Genomic DNA, 21,473 nt, shown 5'->3' with positions numbered 1-21,473 from the left:
TGGTCGCCGCTTCGCGACTGGTGTCGCCCGGGCAGGTCGTCGGCGGGCCCGCCGCGAACGGAAACGACGAATCTGAAGTCGTGGTCGCGGATCGGTCCGAAAACGGGACATAAGCTCAAATTCGGCGGGAGGTGATTTTTGGTGCGCGGACACCCGTCACGCCCGACTTAGCCTGAGGACATGGTCACAAGAGCCGAGCGATCGGCATTGAAGCGAGCATACGAATCGGTTCTGTCAGACGCGGTCCGTCCGGCGCTCGGTGAGCACGGGTTCACCAGGTCCCACAACACCTTTCGCAGATCCCGGGGACCGCTGTACGACGTCATCAACTTCCAGCCCAACTGGAACAACAGCGTCACACCCTGGTACGGGTTCTTCGTCAATGTCGGAGTCGGATCCGTGGAGATCGACAGGGCGTGTCCAGGCCACGATCCGCAGCTGCACGCTCGCGAAGGATTTCTGTTGGACCGCCGCTGGGAGCATCTCGTGCCCGGTGCGCCGTATGAATTGCGATTCGACCTGACCACAAACCTCTCTGCGTTCTCCGCGCTGTTGTGCGACAACCTGCGACGGGTGCTCGTGGCGGTCGAAGAGCTGCACTCGACGCGCGATCTCGTCGAGTATGCCGTCGCCAACAACCTGTTGATCGCCTATGAGAAGACGTGCTGCTACCTGGCGGCGACCGAAGACACCGACACCCTGAACGGCTACGTCGCGAGGCTGCACGAAAACTTCGGACACCAGGAGCGCTGGGCGATCTTCATCAGCAGGATCACCGCAGCGGCGGGAACCGCGGTTATTGGCGGTAGCTGACCAGGAAGTTGCCGAGCCGCTCAATCGCGTTGGCCAAGTCCCGCGCCCACGGCAGGGTCACGATGCGAAGGTGATCCGGTGTGGGCCAATTGAATCCGGTGCCCTGTGTGACGAGGATCTTCTCCTGCAACAGCAGATCGAGCACCAATTGCTCGTCATCGGCGACGTCGTAGACCTCGGGGTCCAGGCGCGGGAACGCATACAGGGCGCCCTCGGGTTTCACGCAGGACACCCCGGGGATCTCGTTGAGCTTCTCCCACGCGACATCGCGCTGCTCGAGCAACCGGCCGCCGGGCAGGACCAGGTCGTCGATACTCTGGTGCCCTCCGAGAGCCACCTGAATCGCATGCTGGGCAGGCACGTTCGGGCACAACCGCATATTGGCCAGCAGGCTGATGCCCTCGATGAAGCTGGTGGCGTGTTCCTTGGGGCCGGTGATCACGAGCCAGCCGGATCGGTAGCCGGCCACGCGATACGCCTTGGAGAGCCCATTGAAGGTCAGTGTCAACAGATCCGGCGCCAGGGATGCCAGGGCGATGTGCTTGGCATCGTCGTAGAGGATCTTGTCGTAGATCTCGTCGGCCAGCAGGAGCAGCTGATGCTTGCGCGCCAATTCGACGATCTGCGTGAGGTTTTCGCGGGTGTACACCGCGCCGGTTGGGTTGTTCGGGTTGATCACGACGATCGCTTTGGTGCGGTCGGTGATCTTGGACTCCAAGTCCGCGATATCCGGCTGCCAACCCTGCGTTTCATCACACAGGTAGTGCACGGGGGTGCCGCCCGCCAGCGACGTCGAGGCGGTCCACAGCGGATAGTCCGGCGCGGGGATCAGCACCTGGTCGCCGTTGTCCAGCAGCGCCTGCAGCGTCATCGTGATCAACTCGGACACGCCGTTGCCGAGGAAGACGTCGTCGATGTCGAAGCGGGGGAACCCGTCGACGAGTTCGTAGCGGGTGAACACCGCACGCCGGGCACTGACGATGCCCTTCGAATCCGAGTAGCCCTGGGCGTACGGGAGCGCCTGGATGATGTCACGCATGATGACGTCGGGCGCCTCGAAGCCGAACGGCGCAGGATTGCCGATGTTGAGCTTGAGGATTCGGTGACCCTCGGCTTCCAAGCGCGAGGCGTGCTCGTGTACGGGACCGCGGATCTCGTACAGGACGTCCTGCAGCTTGCTGGACTGCGCGAATTCGCGCTGGCGCCCGTGCTGGCCACTGCTCGTGTGCCACGGCGCCTGGTGCGTGCTCATGACGAGAATTCTCCCACGATTGTCGAGGTGTTTTTTCGCCCCTGGTGACGACCGTTACGCATACGTCGCCGAAAGGTTCGTCAATTCGACCCATCTGCGCTGAAAATCGGCAGGAGTCAACACCGTTTCGAGGTGCCCACCGACCGTCCGGAACGCGGTGGGATCGATCAGCGCGAGGGCTGCCGACTGATCCCAGAACAGCGAGCGTCCGCCGTAACCCGAGCGCTCCCAGGTGTCGAGAGCCCACGACTGCGGGTGGTTGAGCATGATCTGCTTCAGCGTGTACGGGAGCCCGGCGGGCCCCAGCGCCTCGGCCATCGCCAGCGTCGGGCCGTAAACCGTTCCGGCGCAACCGGCTTTGTTCGGCGTCAGGTCGCATTCGGTGTGCGGTACGTCGACGAAGCTCGGGTTCAAGCCCGAAAGTTGTTGGTGGAAGGCAGTTTCGCAGGCGGGCCGGTCGAATCCGCAGTTGAAGGATTCGACGGCTTCGAGCTCGGTGTCGCCGACCGGAGAACGACCCTGAACGACAACCCTGCCGATCTTCGACCGGAGCGCAGGACTGTAGCCGATGAAGGAGGTCAATGGCCCGATGACGAGCACGTCCACCTGTTGGCAGCCGTCCACGGCGTCGAGAACCCGGTGTACGAAATCACCCGCGGGTGCGGTCGGCGGCAGGGCAGTGGGGAAGAAGTTGTTCAATCGGGACATCAGCTCGCGGAAGACCGGCACGAAGTCCCCGAAGGTCGCCGCGACCTCTGCCTCGGACCGACCGGGTCCCGCGCCGACGACAACCGGAATGGTGCGCTGCTCCGGCTCGGCCAGCAGTCGGCTGACCGCCGAGGCACCCGGTCCTGGAAGCGTGAAACCCTCTGTCGTCACCACCGCCGCGACGTGGCGAGAACCGACAACCATCGGGATCGACATCATGTCGTCGATGTCGACGTCGGTGTCGATCACGACGCATGAACCGTTCGGCGAAGCGCCGGCGGTACCGTGCGAAAGCAGCACCGCCGCAACCAGAACCGTGGCGGCCAGCAGCAGCTTCGGCAGGCGCGCCACGGCTGGAGGTTGGGCTTACTTCCGGCCGGGGCGACGAGCGCCCTTGGCGATGCCTAGGCCCTTCACCGGCGGTTCGTCACCGACGACGCGAGCGTCACCGTTGCTCGAGCCGTTGGACGAGGACGCGGATTCGGCTTCGGCTGCCGGTTCGGGCTCCGGGGCCGAATCGGCCGCCGATTCTGCCGCGGGCTCCGGTTCGGCCTTCGGCGCGGCGGGCGCGGCCGCCTTCTTGGCGCCCGGCCTGCGCGCACCCGGCGCGATACCGAGGCCCCTGACCTCAGGTTCGGGCTTGGGCGCCTCGTCGAGACCGCGGTCGGAGTCAGCGGTGTCTTCCTTGGCTCCAGGCTCGGCCTTGTCGGGGTCGACGTTCGGCGGCTGCGTGACCGTCGACTCGCCCTCGTTCGGAGCCGCCTTGGGCGCCGCGGCCTTCTTCGCACCGGGTCGGCGAGCCCCGGACGCGATGCCGAGGCCCTTGACCTCCGGCTCGGGCTTGGCAGGCGCTTCGGCAGCAGGTGCTTCGGCCGCGGGTGCGGGCTCAGCAGCGGGCGCGGCCTTTTTGGCTCCCGGACGCTTGGCGCCGCCGGCGATACCCAGCCCCTTGACCTCGGGCTCGGCCTTGGCGGGTGCTTCGGCCGCAGGTGCCGACTCTGCTGCGGGCGCGGCCTTCTTGGCTCCGGGACGCTTGGCGCCGCCGGCAATTCCGAGCCCCTTCGCCGGGGCGGCTGCCGCGGGCTTGTCCGCCGGCTCGGCCGCCGCGGTCTTCTTGCCCGGCTTCTTCGCCCCGCCTGCCACTCCGAGCCCCGTGACGGGCTTGGTCTCTGTTGCCGTCGATGCCTTGGCTTCGGCCGGCGCGGCTTCTGCTTCGACCTCTTCGACCGTTTCGGTCTCTTCGGCCTCGGCGGGAGCCTCGGCCGCGATCTTGGCCGCGCGCTCCTCGGCTTCCTTTGCCGCCGTGCCCTTTTCGGGCAGCGCGAACGAGCTCTTGTCGAGCGAACCGAGCAGCAGCTGAGCCACGTCGAGGACCTCGGGGGCCTTCTCCAGGCTGCGGGTGGACGTGACGTCGTCGACGCCGTCGGTCATCATCACGCGGCAGAACGGGCAGCCCGTCGCGATCGCCGAAGCGCCCGTGTCGACGGCCTCTTCGGACCGTTCGACGTTGACGCGCTTGCCGATGTGCTCTTCCATCCACATCCGCGCGCCACCGGCACCGCAGCACAGGCCGCGGTCGGCGTGGCGCGGCATCTCGGTCAGCTTGGCGCCCGAAGCGCCGATCAGCTCGCGAGGAGCGGAGTATTCCTTGTTGTGCCGGCCCAGGTAGCACGGGTCGTGGTAGGTGATGTCCATCCCGGACTCCGACGCCGACTTGACCGGGATCAGCTTCTTGTCGCGGACCAGCCGGTTCAGCAGCTGGGTGTGGTGGAGCACCGTGTAGTTGCCGCCGAGCTGCGGATACTCGCGACCCAGGGTGTTGAAGCAATGCGGGCAGGTGACGACGACCTTGCGGTCGACTCGCTCGACACCTTCGAACAGGTCGTTGAGGGTCTCGACGTTCTGTGAGGCGAGCTGCTGGAACAGGAACTCGTTGCCCGAGCGGCGAGCCGAGTCGCCGTTGCAGGTCTCGCCCTCGCCCAGCACGAGGTACTTCACCCCCGCGGCGGCAAGCAGTTCCGCGACGGCCTTGGTCGTCTTCTTCGCACGGTCTTCGAACGCACCGGCGCAGCCGACCCAGAACAGGTACTCGTAGCCCTCGAACGAGTCGACGTCCTTGCCGAAGACCGGCACGTCGAAGTCGACCTCGTCGATCCAGTTGGTGCGGTCCTTGGCGTTCTGGCCCCAGGGATTGCCCTTGTTCTCCAGGTTCTTGTAGAGCACACCGAGCTCACCGGGGAACTCGGATTCCATCATCACCTGGTAGCGGCGCATGTCGACGATGTGGTCGATGTGCTCGATGTCGACCGGGCACTGCTCGACGCAGGCACCGCAGGTGGTGCAGGACCACAGCACGTCGGGGTCGATGACGCCGCCCTGTTCGAGAGTGCCAACCAGCGGGCGTAAGGCCTGGTCTGGGCCTGAGCCCATGATGCGCTCGAACCCGGACTCGGGGACGTGCTCGTGCGCGTGCTCTTCGCTCTTCTTCTCGCCGCGCAGTTCTTCGCCGAGACCGCCTTCGGGGGTGTTCTCCAGCGGGGTTTCCTTGTCACCAAGGATGTACGGCGCCTTCGCGAACATGTGGTCGCGCAGGTTCATGATCACGAGCTTCGGCGACAGCGGCTTGCCGGTGTTCCATGCCGGGCACTGCGACTGACAACGCCCGCACTCGGTGCAGGTCGTCATGTCGAGGTAGCCCTTCCAGGTGAAGTCCTCGATCTTGCCTCGGCCGAGCACTGCGTCCTCGGCGGGATCTTCGAAGTCGACCAGCTCGCCCTTCGACTCGACGGGGAGCAGCGGACCCAGGCCGTTGGGCATGCGCTTGAAGGTGACGTTGATCGGTGCCAGACCGATGTGCAGGTGCTTGGAGTGCAGCACGATCAGCAGGAAGACCAACATGATCGCAATGTGTGCGAGCAGCGCCAGTGTCTCGATCCACTCGTTGGCGGGCTCGCCGAGCGGGTGCAGGATCGCGCCCATGAGCTGCGAGAAGAACGCCCCGTTGCCGTACGGAAGGGCGCCGGTGTTGACGGCAGCGCCACGCACCAGCGCGTAGGTCCAGATGACGTTGAAGATCATGAAGAGGATCAGCCAGGCGCCACCGGTATGCGATCCGTAGAACCGGGAGTCACGGCCGTGCTTCTTGGGCTCGCGGACGATGCGGATGATCGCGAAGGTGATGATGCCGAGCAGCACCGCGACGGCGAAGAAGTCCTGCAGGAAGCCGAGCGCGTCCCAGCGACCGACGATCGGGATGTGGAAGTCGTGGTCGACGAGCTGTCCGAAAGCCTCGACATAGACCGAGCCGAGGATGAAGAAGCCCCACATCGTGAAAAAGTGCGCGATGCCCGGCACAGACCAGCGCAGAAGCCTGGTTTGCCCGAAGACCTCTTCGAATTGCGTGGTGATCCGCTTGCCGAGGTTGTCCTTGCGGTTGTTGCCCTCGCTCAACGGTTGCCCGGAGCGAATGAGCTTGGTCAGCCAGAGCACGCGTTTGACGGCCAGTGCGCCGACGACGGCGATCATCAGGACCCCAACGACGATCCTGATCAGCATCTGCGTATCCACGCGGGCCTCCGGATTTCTTGTTACCCAAGGGTAACTTAGTCGATGTTACTTGAGAGTAACTTAAGCGCGGTGCCTGCTCATAGTTACATCAGCCGGAGAATGAGCGCTACGAAGGCTGACCTAACTAACTCGGTGAGACGTGTCAGTTCCCCGTCGAGGGCTCAAGTTGGGCGCGCAGCATCGACAGCATTTCCGACCTGGATTCCGCACCCAGTCGCCGCCGGATGCGTGCGACGTGATGCTCCACGGTCTTTGCCGAGATGAAGAGTTGGGAGCCGATCTCGCGATACGGCATGCCCTGCAGAAGGAGCTCGGCGACCTCGCGCTCGCGATCCGACAGGTGTGCCGCACCGCGCTGCCCGACCGCGCGTGACGGTGCCGCGTCGGGTCGTTCCGGAACGGGAGCCGTGAGTGCCGGTTCCGGCGCCACCGCCGCCTGCTTGAGGTCACGCGCGAGCTGCAGCATCGCCTGCGACACCCGCGGATCCGTGGTCTGCAGCGCGGCCTGACCCGCCAGCCGGGTCGCGTCCCAGGTATGCCCGTACTGCGCGAGGCCCCGCGCCGCGAGCGTGACGTCGGCGACGTCGACGTGGTTGGCCAGCACTCGCAACCACGTCCGACCGGCCGTGGCCAGGGCTTTCGCGAACGGACTGCCGACGGCTGCGGCCGTCAACGCCTGGCCGTGCGGCGCGACGGCGTCGGGTGCGTTGGCGAGGATGCCGGCGTGCACGCCTGCCCAGTGCAGCGGCACCGCCCACAGCACGGGATCGCCCAGCGCGGCCAGCAGCGCGAATGCGCTGTCGAGCGAATGGCGCAGCTGATCGACCTGCCGCATCCGGGCCGCAGCGACCCACAGTTCACTCAGCGGAAGGAGCGCGAAAGTATCGAGAGACGTCTCGGCCAGGACTTCCATCGCCGAATACCAGTGCTTCTGCATGGCGCCGCTGTCGCCCGCCCGGCGGGCGATGCCTGTGTGCAACGCCGCGGCCCACAGCGCGTCCCGCCCGTGCAACTCGGCGGCGTCCTCTACCGGTGCCGTCGCCGCAGCGGCGGTCAGCTGCCCGTCCTGCATGTGCGCCCATGCCAGCAGGAGACGGTGCCGGTGCGTGACGAAGATCGCATCGACCCGGTCGGGTTGCCCGTCGGTCTGCACGGAGCGTGCGATCACGCTTCTCGCCCGCAACGGGTCGCCGCTGTGCAGCGCGGCGAGGGTGACCAGCGCAGCCGGCGTATCGGGAAGGACGCCGCTGTAAACACCTTCGGCGGATAGCGATTGGCTCAGCCGTGTCACCGCCACCGGATAGGGCTGCTCCAGCGTCATCACCAGTCCCTCGGTGACGCTACGGGCGGCCCGAGCGACGGATGTCGGCGGTCCGGCGGGCCGGTCCTCGGCGGTGGCCCGGGCAGCGGCGGCATCACCTGTGGCCAGCGCGGTGATCGTCGCGGCAGCGGCGACGACCGCATCGGAGGTCGGACCGAGCCAGCGGAACAGGTCCGCGGCTTGGGAAGCGCTGCCGTCGTGCATCGCGATGCTCGCCGCGATTCGTACTGCGGCGGCGCGCTCGTCGGGATCCTGCGAGGTGAGCAGATCGTCGCAGAGCCGACCGGCCGTCGCGCAGTCGCCGGTCAGTGCCAGTGCGTCCGCGAGTTGCGCACTCAGCGTTGTGGCGCCGGCGTCCGCGGCGGCGCGGTACAGGCGCGCGACACGAGCCGGGTCCCCGCGGGAATCGCCGGCCAGGTCGGTCAGCGCAACGGCGAGCCGGTCGTCGCGCAGGCCGTGCTCGGCCAATCGGAGGGCGAGCTCTGCGGTCAGCGTCGAAAGCTCGAGCTGCGAATGTAGGACCGAAAGTTCGATCTCGTGATGCCTTGCTGCACCGGCAATTTGGGCGATCCCGTCATGGACGGTGCGCAGGAAATGGGGCGGATGCGAAGGCTCGATCAGTGCGCTCGCACGCGCCCTGTCGACCGCCGCGAGGGCGGCATCCGAGGGCATCCGCAGCGCCGCGGCGACGTCGTCGGGCCCGAGGCTGGTGCTCAGCGACGTGACGAGCAGGGTGTCGAGCAGTTCTCCGTCCATGCGACGCAGTCGTTCGATCAGAGCGAACCGCGCGGTCTGCCGCACCGCTGCCGCGCCGTCGGCGACCGCCGAAAGCGCGGAGCTCAGCAGAAAGGGCAGGCCGCCCGTCGCGGAATGGAGGATTCGCACCAACTCGGGCCCGACGGGAGTGCCGAGAACCGACGCGGCGACGCGACCGATCTCTGCCGGGGGGAGCGGCGCGAGTGTGACGGCGGAATTCTCCCGCTCCAGTGCCGTGACGAGACGTCGCAGGCTGAGCCGGTGCGCGAGCGGTTGGGCGGCGACGATCACTGTCGCCCCCGGCTCGGCGACAAGCGTTGCGAGGCCGTCCAATTCGGCGTCGTCGAGCAGGTCGGCATCATCGACGACGATGGCGGCCCGTGCCGAGGTGTCCGGGCGGGTGGCGACGGGACGGCCTGCCGCCCGCAGCGATGCCCGCAGCGCCGTCAGCACTGTCGACTTGCCCGTGCCGACGCCGCCGGTCACCACCAGCTTGGTCGGTGCGTCCGGATCGTTGTCGACGGCCGCGAGCGCCTCACGGGCGGCCGGCAGCACATCCATCGCGGGAGGGTCAGGCGCCGGCGTCGGGGATGACGGTGGTGACGACCGGATCCGGGGCTTCGGTGGGCTCGGGCTCGGGCTCCGGTGCGGCTGTGGTCGTCGGCGGCTGCGTCGTGGTGGGCGGTTGCGTCGTCGTCGGCTGTGTGGTCGTGGTCCGCGTCGTCGTGGTCGTCGGCGTGGTGGTCGTCGTGGTGGTGGTGGTGGTCGTCGTCGACGTGGCAGACGACGTGGTCGACGGGGTGGTCGTCGTCGACGAGGGTGGAGGAGGCGGCGGCTGGCTGACGGTGGTGGTCGCGATGCCGTCGGGTCCCACGGTGACGGTCGTGACCGGCGGCGGCAATTCGACCGGCGTCGTCTCTGCCGGCGTGGTGGAGGCCGTTTCCGTGACGGTCTCCGAGCTTCCGTCTGAACTCGTGAGCGTGATCGCGAGACCGCCCACGGCGAGCAGCGCCGCCGCCGCGGCCAGGCCGAACAGCAGCGGCGGCCGCTTGTACCAGGGCAGTGGAGCGAACTCGTCGCGGTAGTTGTCGTCCTCCGGCGCGAACGCGACAGGGGGCCGCGCGGCGGTCGAGCTCGGATCCGTGTACGCGGCAGAGGCCGTGTAGTCGGCTCCGGTGTAGGGCGTCGGGTCCGCGGCGGCGTCGTCGTCCTGGGACCAGGCCAGCGCTCCGCCCGCGACCGGTGCCGCAGGGCCCAGCGCGGTCGGGGCATCCGCCGCGGGTCCCATCGCGGTGGGCACGTCGGCCGCGGCCGCCATCCCGGTCGGGGCCATGCCCGTCGGAGCGTCGCCCTCAAGGCTCTGGTTGGCGACCAGCGCGGCGCCCGCGGCGATGTTCAGCAGCGCCTGGGGGGTGGTGACGACGGGTGCGCGCAGCTGCTCGGACAGCCGCTGCGTCACCAGTGGAATCGCCGCTCCGCCGCCGACCGTGGCGATCGCTGAAATATGTTGTGCGGCAACACCGTTGCTCTCCAACGTGTCGCCGATGAGGTTGAGCAAGCCGTCGAGAGGTTCGGAGATGAGCTGCTCCAACTCGGGCCGCGTCACCCGGACGTCGGAGCGGAATCCGGGCAGGTCGACCGGAATCGCCGTGGCGGTCTCGGCCGACAGTCGTTCCTTGGCGGCGCGGCACTCGTCCCGCAACCTCGCGAGCGGACCGACCGCCGCCGTCCCCGAGGTGTCGGCGGCGTTGCTGTCCGAAACCCCGGCCAATACATGATCGAGCAGTGCGCGGTCGATGCCGTCGCCGGAGAACTCGGCATAGCGCACCGTCTGACCGACCGTGACGAGGTTGGCGCCCGCGTCGGCCAAGGTGACGCTGGATCCCCCTGCGCCGAGATCGACGAGGACGACCACGCCGCTGCTGGGCAGCCCCGGTGCGATCTTCAGGGACGCGAGCGCCGCGGTGGAGTCGGGGATCAGCGTGGCGGGAACACCGTTGGGCGACAGGCTCGGCACGCTGCGCAGGGCTCCGCGCAGGGCGCCGACCGTGCCGGGACCCCAGTGTGACGGCACGGCGACGGTCACCGGCGAGCCGCCGTCGACCAGGCGAGCCATCGCGTCGAGGGCCGCGGCGAGCACCTGCTCGCCGCGGTGCGACGTCCCGTCGGCCGCGACGAGCGGTACCGGGTCTCCGACCCGTTCGACGAAGCCGCTGAGCACAATCCCGGCCCCGCTGTGGTCGGGGATCTCACCGGGTCCGCCGACCTCCGGAGCCTGGCCAGGGACCAGGGTGAGGATGGATCGGCGCGTCACGGGCGGGCGGCCGACGCGGGCTGCGACGAGATTGGTCGTCCCGATCGACAACCCCAGGGGTTCGGTCATGGCGGCGTCTCCTGTCTGGACCGCCACAACCTTAGTGGCTAGCGGCTCGCGGTCCAGGAATTCCCCCTAGCGTGGCGAAGCCCCTAACGTCTGATCCCCTAATGCCGGTGTGCGATGACTGGGCTGAGCACCGATCCCCCCTGCTGTCCGCGTCGATAGCATCGTGGCCAAGAGGGCAGGACGCGAGAGCCCGGGAAAGGTTTGGCCGTGGCGAATTCGCTTTTGGACTTCGTGATGTCGCTGCTGCGCGATCCCGACGCCGCCGCGCGCTACGAGGCCGACCCCGCCCAGGCGATCGCCGACGCCGGCCTCGACAACCTGACCAGCGCTGACGTCGAGAATCTGGTACCGCTGGTGTCTGATTCCATGTCGATGTCCGGGCCCACCCCGCAGGCCGACAACATCTGGGCGAGCGGCGCCGCGACGTCGGCCTTCGATGCCTTCGATGCGGTCGGCCCGCTTGACGAGTCCACCGCCGACCCGACGGTCTCTCACCCGTCGTTGATCGACACGGGCGTCGCAGAGCCGATCAGCGACGGCTTCGACGAAGCCTTCAGCAGCGGCTTCGGCACCGTCGATCTCAATAACGGTGCTCTTATGATCGACAGCGCGGCGGATGCCCCGGGCGCGCCGCCTGCCGGCCTCGACGGTCTGGCGGAGGCCGATGTCGAAGCCGTGGTCGATGCGGATCCGACCGACGACAGCTTCGACATCTTCAGCTGATTCCGTGTGGGTGTAGGGAATCACCCGATTTATTGGCGACCATCCTCGTCATAGCGTGTATGCGTGCGCGTCCATCGCAGGTCAGCATGCATCGAGGTGTGAAACTCGTTCCCAGTTCGTGCCTGTTCGAGAAGAGGTGACGTCTACCCAGCGAGACCCCCTAATCCCCTAATGGGGCTGACCTGGGACCCCCCAAAGACGCCCGACAGGGAGGGGTTTGCGCCCCGTTTCGTGCAGCACCGAATCCTCATAGCGTTGCCACCAGTTCACCGGAACAACCCGGGAGACCGAATTCAACCCAGACACTTCGCACAGAAGGACACGACCATGGCGAACCTCATCGACTACATCCTGGATCTTTTCCGTAACCCGGAGGCGGCGGCAGCCTACGTCGCCGACCCCGAAGGCGCGATGCGCGACGCAGGCGTGCCACCGGTGAGCCCGGCACAGTTCCAGGCAGTCGCGGCGGCTGCCGCACCTGCCGGGGTGGTGATGGGCGGCGGTGACCCGGTCGTCGGCCTGCAGCGCGCGGTCGCCGATCACCATCAGGTGGCGCAGAACTTTGCCTCTCCCTTCTCTCCGCAGACCAACTTCGCGCCCGCCACGGAGGTTGCCAGTCGCAACAACACCGATGTGGCCAGCCATAACCCCATCGCGAGCAACAACGACACGTCCTTCATGAGCCCCCCGCAGTCGTCGGGCGCGAATTCACAACAGGGCGGGTTCAACCTCGGCTTGGGCGACATCACCTTCGGTGACAAGACGACACAGACCGCCACCGACGGCGGCGTCGTGGTCGGCGGCGACACCACCGGCGGGATCGCCAGTGGTGAGGGAGCGGTGGCCTCCGGGGCCGGCAGCGTCACCGGCGACGTGCTGACGGGAGACCGGTCGGTGCAGGGCGACAACAACTCTGGCACCAGCACCGGTGACGTCAGTACCGGCGCGGGCTCTAACGTCAACATCGGCGAGGGCGACATCGATGATCGCGGGACCACCGTCACCGGTGGCGGCGACAACATCCAGGGCAACGAGGGTCCGGTCATCAATGACAACGACATGAGCGGCGGCGGTGGCGGCAACGCCAGCGGCGGCGACGGCGGTGGCGGCGGCCTGCTTGGCATCGGCAACGGTGGTGGCTCCGGCGGTAACGCCGGTGGAGGCTCCGGTGGCAGCATCATCTTGACCGACAACTCCGATAACTCGGTCGGCGGCAACCAGAACACCACCACGGTTGAGGGGAGCGTTTCCGGTAGCGGGGGCATCGACAACTCGGACAACTCGGGCCAGGACAACTCGGACAACCGGGACATGTCGGACAACCGGGACATGTCGGACAACCGGGACATGTCGGACAACCGGGACATGTCCGAGCACGATCAAGTTCAGGTCGATACCGAGGTCGATGCAAGCCTGCTCTTCTGATCGACGACGGGAATCGATGAAGCTGCTGGCGGGGACCGGAGGAGTCGGGTCCCCGCCAGGTGGCTATTGAAAACAGGACAAGGAAGGCGCGATGACACAGCCAACGGCGAGCGACCCCCGTAAGGTCAAGGTCATCGTCGAACTCATCGACCACACCAGCAAGATCGCGGAAGCCTACGAGCGGGGCGACCTGGTGGATCGGATGGCCAGGGCTAAGGCGCGCATCACCGACCCCCAGATCCGGGTTGTCATCGCCGGCCAGCTCAAACAGGGGAAGAGTCAGCTGCTCAATTCGTTGCTCAATGTCCCTGTCGCCCGGGTCGGCGACGACGAATCGACCGTGCTGCCGACCGTTGTCAGCTACGGGGAACAGGCGGCGGCGACCCTGATCGTCGCAAGGCCAGACGGCGGCGAACCGGAGAAGGTCGACATCCCACCGTCGGACGTAACGAAGGACCTGCGCCGCGCGCCCCAGGCTGGCGGCAGGCCGGTGCTTCGACTCGAGATCAACGCGCCCAGTCCGCTGCTCAAGGGTGGACTCGCCTTCGTCGACACTCCGGGTGTCGGCGGCCACGGCCAGCCACACCTGTCGGCGACGCTCGGTTTGCTGCCCGACGCAGACGCCATGCTGATGGTGAGCGACCTCAGTCAGGAGTTCACCGCGCCTGAAATGACGTTCATGCGCCAGGCTCTCGAGATCTGCCCTGTCGCACGAATCGTCGTCACCAAGACCGACCTATACCGGCACTGGCGACAGGTCGTCGAGGCTGACGAAGCGCACCTGCGACGCGCAGGTATCGCCACGCCGATGGTGCCTGTGTCGTCCTTCCTTCGTAGCCAGGCCATCGCACTCAACGACAAAGAACTCAACGAGGAATCCAATTTCCCGGCGATCGTCGATTTCCTCAGGGAGAAAGTGCTCTCCCGGGAGAACGACCGGGTGCGTGATGCTGTTGTGGCCGAAATTCGTTCTGCAGCAGAGCATCTAACCCTTTCGGTCAGTGCTGAGCTGGCAGCTCTGACCGATCCGGATGCCCGGGCGCGCCTGACCGCAGATCTGGAAGCGCGAAAGCAGGAGGCCCAGGATGCGTTGCAGCACACCGCGTTGTGGCAGCAGGTGCTCAATGACGGCATCTCCGACCTGACCGCCGACGTCGAACACGACCTGCGCGGCCGCTTCCGGGCGATCACCCAACACAACGAGAAGGTGATCGACTCGTGCGATCCGACGAGAACGTGGGCCGAGATCGGCAACGAATTGGAGGAGGCGGTCGCGACTGCGGTGGGGGACAACTTCGTCTGGGCATATCAGCGTGCCGAGGCGCTCGCCCAAGAGGTCGCACGGACCTTCGTCGAGGCGGGCCTGAAAGCGGTGGAGATGCCCATGATCGATGCCAGGGACATGGGTGCGGCGTTTGAGAACATCAAGTCCTTGGACAAGCTGGAGGCCAAGCCCGTCAGCAAGGGTCGCAAGGCCAGCATCGGCCTGCAGGGCTCCTACGGCGGGGTGCTGATGTTCGGCATGCTGACGTCGGTGGCCGGGCTGGGCATGTTCAACCCTCTCTCGTTGGGTGCCGGTGCACTGATGGGGCGGGCGGCATACAAGGAAAACATGGAAAATCGCATGTTGCGGGCCCGCAACGAAGCCAAGATGAACATGCGGCGATTCGTCGACGAGGTGTCGTTCGTCGTCGGGAAGGAATCCCGCGACCGGCTCAAGGGAATTCAGCGCCAGTTGCGCGACCACTACCGCGCGATCGCGAACCAGACGACCCGCTCGCTCAACGAATCGCTACAGGCGTCGATCGCTGCGGCGAAGCTTGAGGAGAGCGAATCGAACGCCCGGATCAAGGAACTCGAGCGTCAGCTCAACATCCTCAAACAGGTCACCCAGCACGCCTCAAGCCTCGCGCCGATCGAATCAGCCAACGCGAGGTAGGACGCCATGCCCGCCGTCGATTCCACCACCGTCCCCGAAGGTGGCTCTCGCATTCGCCGGCAGCCCGGAGCGGCGGCAGCCCGGGATTCCTCGCACGTGGGGGTGCTATTCGAGCAAACGGTCGGCATCGCTCCGCGCGACTCCGATGCGTACTACATTCACAAATTGATGGGGGAGTCGCGTAGTCGACTACGCGGGCATCGACACCGCCGGTCAAGCACAATTTGATGACATCGGTAGAGAGAAGCGAGCGATGACAGAGTCACTGGGGATCTCGGTCGGATCGGCCAATCTGGTCGCGTCGGCGGCAAGCGGGCCGCCGACGGTCCGCCGGTCGGTGGTGACGTTGTTCCGGCACCGTCCGCCCGAAGTCGGGGTGCCGTCGGAGAATCCTCGCCTCGATGAGCGCGGTCTCGTGCTCGGCGACTTCGTCGCGCGGGTCGGAGACCCGGTACCGATAGTGGCGTCGGACGGTTCGACACACCGGGGTGACCGGGTGCTCGCCGAAGCGCTGAAAGCATTGGCACGCTCGGTGAGCGTTGCCGCACCTGCCACAACCACCATCGCGGTGCCGGCGTACTGGCCCTCCCACATCGTCGATGCGCTGCGCCCGCTGGTCGACGGCACGGTGGTGTCGGACGCCGTCGCGGCACTCACCGCCCTGCAGGCTCACCCGGGGCTACCCGCGGCCCGCGGCATCGTGCTGCTGTGCGATCTCGGTGCCGCCGGAACCTCGATCACGCTCGCCGACGCGGGCAAAGGTTTCAGCACTGTCTGCCCGACGTTGCGCTACGAGGATTTCTCCGGCGACCTCATCGACCAGGCCGTCCTGCGGCATGTGCTGACCGACCTCGAAATGGACCCGTACGGCACGTCGGCGATGACAGCGCTGGGCCAATTGCGTGATCAATGCCAGCGGGCCAAGGAACGGCTCTCGGCCGAAACGGCGACGGGTCTGACAGGTCCGCTGCCCGGAGCGAAGACGACCGTCCGCCTGACCCGTCCCGAACTCGAGGCGCTCCTGCAGGAACCCCTCGAGGGCCTGCTTGCCGCTGCGGACGACATGTTGATGCACCAGGGCATCGCACACACCGATCTGGTGGCCGCAGCGGTCGTCGGCGGCGGTGCCCGGATGCCGTATGTCATCCAGCGGCTGTCCGAGGCATTGCGCATACCGGTGACCACGACGCACGAGCCGCAGATCGTCTCCGCGCGCGGGGCAGCGCTGATGGGAACCTGCCGGCGTGATGACCACACCAGGACCGCGATGGCGCTGCCTGCGGCGTCAGCGGCCGCCCCGGTCGGCGAGGCCGACGTAACGCTCGCGGCCTCGGCCGAACCGGCGCCGCAGCTCGCCTGGTCGGAAGCCGCCCCCGAGGTCGACATGACGCCGTACGCCGACACCGACGTGCTCGGCGAAGCGAGGCCTGCGGTGCAGTTCCAGCACGATGACTCCTCCTACGACGCACCCGGTCGGCTGAAGTGGTACCGACGACCTGGAGTGTTGTTCGGCGCCGCGGCTGCGGCGTTCCTGGCCGCCTGCGGCGGGTTGGCGCTGACCTCGCAGCTGACCGGCCTGGACCTGATCCCCATCGGCACGTCGGGGACGCCGAGCACGAGCGCTGTCGTCCCCCCGGCCGAAGCGCCGGCATCCAAGGCAGAGGCGCCGGTGCCGGCGGCGCCGGCGCCTGTTTCGCCGGTGGCTGAGCTACCCGCGCCGGCCCCGCGCCAGGTGCCCGCCCCGGCCCGCAACCAGGTGTCGTCGCCGCCGGTCTGGCGGCAGGCGCCCGCGTCGGCAGCACCGGCACCAGCTCCGGCGGCACCCGCGCCGGTCCCAGCGGCACCCGCGCCCGCCCCGGAAGCGCCGGTGCCGGAACATGGGGAGATTGCGCCGGTAGCAGAAGAGCCGCCGTCCGCCCCGCAAGAGCCGACGTCGCTGATCCCGGAGTTCCTCGAGCCGTTCCTGCCGGGCGCTCAGCAGCCCGAAGGCGCGACGACCGGTGGGGGTGCCGCAACCGGCGGAGCCGCGACCCCTGAAACGGGCGGGGGTGCTCCCGCCACCGGAGGGACTGACGCCGGGGCCGCCACCGGGGACGGAGGAGTTCTGCCGCCGGGCGCCGTGTGTGTGACTGCCCCGTGCGAGTGACTGTCCAGATCCGCTGACTCCGTCGGCGGGCTTCGGCAGCAGTGCCTAAGCTGGTTGACCGGTCCACACAGGCCGGGGAGGGCAGCCAGGTAAGCGCCGATGAGCACCAGTGATCAAGTGCGCGCGATCCTGGGCGGCACCATGCGGGCCTACCAAGCCGATCCGTCCTATCGCCACAGGCCTGACATTCACAACGAATTGCGGCGCATTGGTGCCCGGTTGAATCAGCCAATTCGAATCGCACTTGCCGGGACTCTCAAAGCCGGGAAGTCCACGCTGGTGAATGCGCTCGTCGGAGAGGACATCGCTCCGACCGACGCCACTGAAGCCACCCGTATCGTCACATGGTTCCGACATGGGGCGGCCCCGAAAGTCACCGCCAACCACCGGGGGGGCCGGCGATCACACGTCCCGATCGACCGTGACGGCGGACTGAGTTTCGACTTCGCGCACCTGGACCCCGAGGATGTCCTCGACCTCGACGTGGAATGGCCCGCGGCCGAACTGGTGAACTGCACGATCATCGACACCCCGGGCACTTCGTCGCTGTCACGCGAGGTCTCCGAGCGGACCCTGCGCCTGCTGGTGCCCGAGGACGGGGTACCACGGGTCGACGCGGTAGTTTTCTTGCTGCGCACACTCAATGCCGCCGACATTGCACTGCTGCGCCAGATCGGAGAACTCGTCGGTGGATCGGCGGGTGCGCTCGGCGTCATCGGCGTCGCGTCGCGGGCCGACGAGATCGGTGCGGGGCGCATCGACGCGATGATGTCGGCCAAGGACGTCGCGCAGCGGTTCACCCGCGAGATGGAAAAAACCGGCATCTGCCAGGCGGTGGTGCCGGTGTCGGGTCTGCTCGCGCTCACCGCGAGAACACTGCGGCAAAGTGAATTCGTCGCCCTGGAGAAGTTGGCCGCAGTCGATGCTGCCGAGTTGACTAAGACAATGCTGTCCGCCGATCGGTTCACCCGCGAAGACAGCACACTCCCCGTGGACGCAGCCACCCGTGCCGCCCTGCTGGACAGGTTCGGGATGTTCGGCATCCGGATCTCCGTGGCAATTCTGCGCGCCGGCGTCGGTGATTCGGTGGCGTTGGCCGACGAGTTGCTGACCCGCAGCGGCCTGGTCGCGCTGCGCGACGTCATCGACCAGCAGTTCGCGCAGCGCTCCGATCTGCTCAAGGCGCACACCGCACTGTTGTCGCTGAGGCGCTTCGTGGAGCTCAACCCGATCCACGCCACGCGCTACATCGTCGCCGACATCGATCCGCTTCTGGCGGACACGCACGCTTTCGAGGAATTGCGCTTGCTGAGCCAATTACGTTCGCGCGAAACAACACTCAGCGAAGACGAAATCGTTTCATTGCGACGCGTACTCGGCGCGACGGGCACCGACGCCGCCAGCCGCCTCGGGCTGACTTCCGGGGACGACATTGACGGGCCGCGCGCCGCCTTCGCTGCAGCTCAGCGGTGGCGCCGGCGCGCCGAGCACCCCCTGAACGACCCGTTCACCGCCCGCGCCTGCCGGGCCGCGGTACGCAGCGCCGAGGCGATCGTCGCGGAGTACGCGCGTCTGGGGCGGTGACGCTTAACGTTTCGGGGTCGCCGAGCGACATAAAGGCATGCGCAGTTCACTAGGCATCTCGCTGGGCACAGCGAATCTGATTGCGGTCGCCGATGGGCGGCCCACGGCGCGGCCGTCGGTCGTGACCACGATGTCCGGTCTGACGGTGACCGGCTTCGTCGAGCGCATCGGCGACCCCGTCCCGTTGGTGCTCGCCGACCACTCGGTGCATCGCGCCGAAACGCTGGCCGCGGCGGCGATCGAGGACCTGACTCGAACGGCCCGCCCGCAGCGGCGGCCCGATGTCTGTGCCGTCGCCGTTCCCGCGTACTGGCCGGATCCGGTCGTAGCGGCGCTGCGCGCCGCCGTTCCGCATCTGACCGTGGTCTCGGATGCGGCTGCGGCGCTGACTGCGTTGCACGCCAATCCCGGACTGCCCGCGCACGGGGTGGTAGCACTGTGCGACTTCGGTGCGGCGGCAAGCAGTATCACCCTCGTCGATGCCTCGGCCGGCTTCGCCGCCATCGGGGAAACGATCCGGGTGGAGGGCTTCTCCGGAGATCTCGCCGACCGCGCCGTGCTGCAGCATGTGCTCGCCGGTATCGATGCTGAGCCCGCGGGCACGGCGGAGGTCGCGGCGCTGCATGATCTTCGCGATCAGTCCCGGGCGGCCAAGGAGCGGTTGTCGTTCGATACCGCAACCAGTTTCGTCAGTGGCGGTACCACCGTGCGGCTCACACGACCCGAGATCGTCGAACTGATCGCCGGTCCGCTCGACCACTTCATCGAGGTGTTGGTGAGCACGCTCTACCGCCACGGAGTAGCCCCCGCGCAGCTCTCGGCGATCGCGACGGTCGGCGGAGGTGCTCGCATACCGCTTGTCACGCAACGGCTTTCCGAGGCGCTGCGGCGTCCGGTCGTCACCGTTCCGCATGCTGCGGCCGTGGCGGCGATCGGTGCGGAGTTGATGGCGGCGCGCGCTGGCGAGCACGAGGCACACACTATGTTGGCCCCTGCTGGTGCTCCGCTCACGACGGCTCAGGCGACGATGGCGGCGGCTGTGCCGCAGCTCGCGTGGTCGCAGGAGACTGTCGACCTGGCGGCGCCCGAGGCGGACCTCGTGTACGACACGTCGTACGCGCGACCCGATGTCCACTTCGAACCCGAGGCCGATGCCGTCGACCTGGAGCCCTTGGCGTGGTATCGGCGGCCTGGCGTATTGTTCGGCATTGCAGCATGTTTCGCCGCGTTGGCGACAACTGGACTGGTTTTGACGTCTCATGTCGGGCCGGCAGGACCGGCGGAAGCGGGCGCGTCGAATCTGGCGACGCCGGTCGTGACCAAGCCGGTGGAGGCGCCGGTCGAGGTGTCTACGCCGCCGCCCGCGGTCGTCACCGAGACTGTCGTCGCGGATGCCCCGGCACCGCGCGTGGTCCAGGCGGCTCCCCAGGCGCCGCCGCCGCAGCGGGTGGTGACAAAGCAGGCCGCGCCGCAGCCCGTTCCGTTGCCGGCAGCACCGCCGCCCGCCGCTCCGTCGCCCTCGCCGACTCCGACGCCTTCGCCGACTCCGAGCCCCTCGCCGTCGCCGAGCCCGTCGCCCACTCCAGAACCCGAGCCCGAACCGGAACCTCAGCCCGAACCGGAACCCGAGCCCGAGCCTCAGCCCGAGCCCCAGCCGGATCCGGAGCCGCAACCTCAACCGGAACCCGAGCCGCAACCTCAGCCCGAGCCCGAACCGCAGCCGGAACCGCAGCCCGAGCCGTCTGAAGCGCAGCAGCCGAACCCGGCGCCCGAAGATGCGCCTCAGCCCGAGGTGGTCGAGCCTGCCGCTCCTGTCGAGGAGTGTGTGCCGACGCCCGACGTCACCTGCTGATCAGGGCGTCTGATCAGGGCGTCGCCTCGGCCGGCGGCGGCTCTGTGACCGTTTCGGTCTGAGTCTCCGTCTGCGTCACGGTGCTCGTACTGGTGCTGACCGAGGTACTCGGCGTCGTGGTTGTGGTCGTCGTTGTCGTCGTGGTGGTCGTCGGCGGCGGCGTTGTGGTGGTGGTCGTGGTGGTCGGTTCCGTCGTCGACGGGGTGGTCTCGCTCGCTGTTTCGGTGTCGGTCACCGGCGCCGGAGGCACCGCCGACGCGGATGTCGTCGTCAGCGGGGTCAGCGGGGTTGTCGACGTGGTCTCGGAGCCCGAGTCGCCGGTGATGGCCTTGGCCAGTCCGAACACCACGAGCGCTATCAGGACCGCGCCGATGGCGCCGAACGCCACCAGCGAGGCGGGTTTGCGGAACCAGGGTGTCTCCGGCTCGGCCGCCGGCGGCTCGTCGTACCCGTAGTTGCTGAGCTGAGTCGGCTCGTCTTCGGAGTAATAGTTCTGGTCGTCGGAATCGCCGTATCGCGCCACGGGGACCGAGACTACGCGCCCTGTTGCTACGTTCCGGGGTACAGCGTGCGTGTCACGTTGGTGCGCGGCCGGCTGCGCGTCGTCGTCTCATCCTCGTCGTCACCCTCATCGCCCTCGTTGGCGTCCGTCTCACGAGTGCGCGGCGGACGCGTGCTGGGCCTCGTCGTCGACTCCGACGTCGTCGTGGTCTCGCCGGGGTTGATGTCGCTGGTCATCGGCGGGCTGGTGCTGGTGATGGTCCCGGTCGTCGTCGACGTCGCGGACCGCGTCCCGCCGGCCGACGACGCCGGCGGCGGGATGTAGTTCAGCGGGGCCTGTTCGGGTTCGCTGAACTGCCGTGCCACATAGGAGATCAGCATGACGACCAACGCGATCGCCAGAAGTCCAGCCACACTCGCCCCGAGCAGGGTCGACGTCTTGTTGTGCCACTCGACGGGTGGCTCTTCCCGAGCCTCATCGTCGTCCCGTCGGTTCACGGGCA

The 21,473-nt window shown here is 67.6% G+C and carries 14 protein-coding genes; 7 read left to right on the top strand and 7 right to left on the bottom strand.

Annotated features, from left to right (window positions below):
* The first annotated feature begins 180 nt into the window (after positions 1–180).
* Entirely contained in the window at positions 181–813 is a 633-nt protein-coding gene (locus AWC12_RS24455; protein ID WP_085177568.1) for a DUF4304 domain-containing protein, read from the top strand.
* Here AWC12_RS24455 and AWC12_RS24450 read toward each other — a convergent pair.
* From AWC12_RS24450 to AWC12_RS24430, 5 genes are all read right to left on the bottom strand, one after another.
* Positions 797–2,065 carry a pyridoxal phosphate-dependent aminotransferase gene (locus tag AWC12_RS24450; RefSeq protein WP_085177566.1) on the bottom strand — a complete coding sequence of 423 codons (1,269 nt, stop codon included), beginning with the start codon at positions 2,063–2,065 and terminating at the stop codon, positions 797–799. The genes AWC12_RS24455 and AWC12_RS24450 overlap by 17 nt on opposite strands.
* 54 nt (positions 2,066–2,119) lie before the next feature.
* Entirely contained in the window at positions 2,120–3,124 is a 1,005-nt protein-coding gene (locus AWC12_RS24445) for a nucleoside hydrolase (protein WP_085177564.1), read from the bottom strand.
* A 15-nt stretch (positions 3,125–3,139) separates the two neighbouring features.
* Positions 3,140–6,340 carry a (Fe-S)-binding protein gene (locus AWC12_RS24440; protein ID WP_085177562.1) on the bottom strand — a complete coding sequence of 1,067 codons (3,201 nt, stop codon included), beginning with the start codon at positions 6,338–6,340 and terminating at the stop codon, positions 3,140–3,142.
* A 142-nt stretch (positions 6,341–6,482) separates the two neighbouring features.
* Positions 6,483–8,978: an isoniazid response ATPase/transcriptional regulator IniR gene (iniR, locus tag AWC12_RS24435; RefSeq protein WP_085177560.1), complete on the bottom strand. Its 2,496-nt coding sequence runs from the start codon at positions 8,976–8,978 to the stop codon at positions 6,483–6,485.
* Positions 8,979–8,988: 10 nt separating this feature from the next.
* Complete coding sequence (locus tag AWC12_RS24430; RefSeq protein WP_085177624.1) at positions 8,989–10,800, bottom strand: Hsp70 family protein; 1,812 nt, start codon at positions 10,798–10,800, stop codon at positions 8,989–8,991.
* 207 nt (positions 10,801–11,007) lie between these two features.
* Between AWC12_RS24430 and AWC12_RS24425 the strand changes: the two genes are divergently transcribed.
* From AWC12_RS24425 to AWC12_RS24400, 6 genes are all read left to right on the top strand, one after another.
* Positions 11,008–11,523, top strand: coding sequence for an Rv0340 family IniB-related protein (locus AWC12_RS24425; RefSeq protein WP_085177558.1), 516 nt, complete (start codon positions 11,008–11,010; stop codon positions 11,521–11,523).
* A 327-nt stretch (positions 11,524–11,850) separates the two neighbouring features.
* Entirely contained in the window at positions 11,851–12,948 is a 1,098-nt protein-coding gene (locus AWC12_RS30895; RefSeq protein WP_085177556.1) for an IniB N-terminal domain-containing protein, read from the top strand.
* A gap of 91 nt (positions 12,949–13,039) precedes the next feature.
* Positions 13,040–14,887, top strand: coding sequence for a dynamin-like GTPase family protein (locus AWC12_RS24415; protein ID WP_024445609.1), 1,848 nt, complete (start codon positions 13,040–13,042; stop codon positions 14,885–14,887).
* 253 nt (positions 14,888–15,140) lie between these two features.
* Entirely contained in the window at positions 15,141–17,033 is a 1,893-nt protein-coding gene (locus tag AWC12_RS31940; protein ID WP_085177554.1) for an Hsp70 family protein, read from the top strand.
* A 99-nt stretch (positions 17,034–17,132) separates the two neighbouring features.
* On the top strand, positions 17,133–18,617 hold the full coding sequence (locus tag AWC12_RS24405) for a dynamin family protein (RefSeq protein ID WP_085177552.1): 1,485 nt from the start codon (positions 17,133–17,135) through the stop codon (positions 18,615–18,617).
* 37 nt (positions 18,618–18,654) lie between these two features.
* Positions 18,655–20,469: an Hsp70 family protein gene (locus tag AWC12_RS24400; RefSeq protein ID WP_085177550.1), complete on the top strand. Its 1,815-nt coding sequence runs from the start codon at positions 18,655–18,657 to the stop codon at positions 20,467–20,469.
* A gap of 13 nt (positions 20,470–20,482) precedes the next feature.
* On the opposite strand, the gene AWC12_RS24395 is transcribed toward AWC12_RS24400, so the two are convergent.
* Both AWC12_RS24395 and AWC12_RS24390 read right to left on the bottom strand, forming a co-directional pair.
* Positions 20,483–20,992: a hypothetical protein gene (locus AWC12_RS24395; protein WP_085177548.1), complete on the bottom strand. Its 510-nt coding sequence runs from the start codon at positions 20,990–20,992 to the stop codon at positions 20,483–20,485.
* Positions 20,993–21,018: 26 nt separating this feature from the next.
* Complete coding sequence (locus AWC12_RS24390; protein WP_327084537.1) at positions 21,019–21,468, bottom strand: hypothetical protein; 450 nt, start codon at positions 21,466–21,468, stop codon at positions 21,019–21,021.
* Positions 21,469–21,473 lie beyond the last annotated feature (5 nt).

The sequence above is a fragment of the Mycolicibacterium iranicum genome (assembly GCF_002101705.1).
GTDB classification, from domain to species: domain Bacteria; phylum Actinomycetota; class Actinomycetes; order Mycobacteriales; family Mycobacteriaceae; genus Mycobacterium; species Mycobacterium iranicum.
The sequence above is the reverse complement of the archived record's forward strand: the minus strand, read 5'-3'. Positions and strand labels throughout refer to the sequence as shown.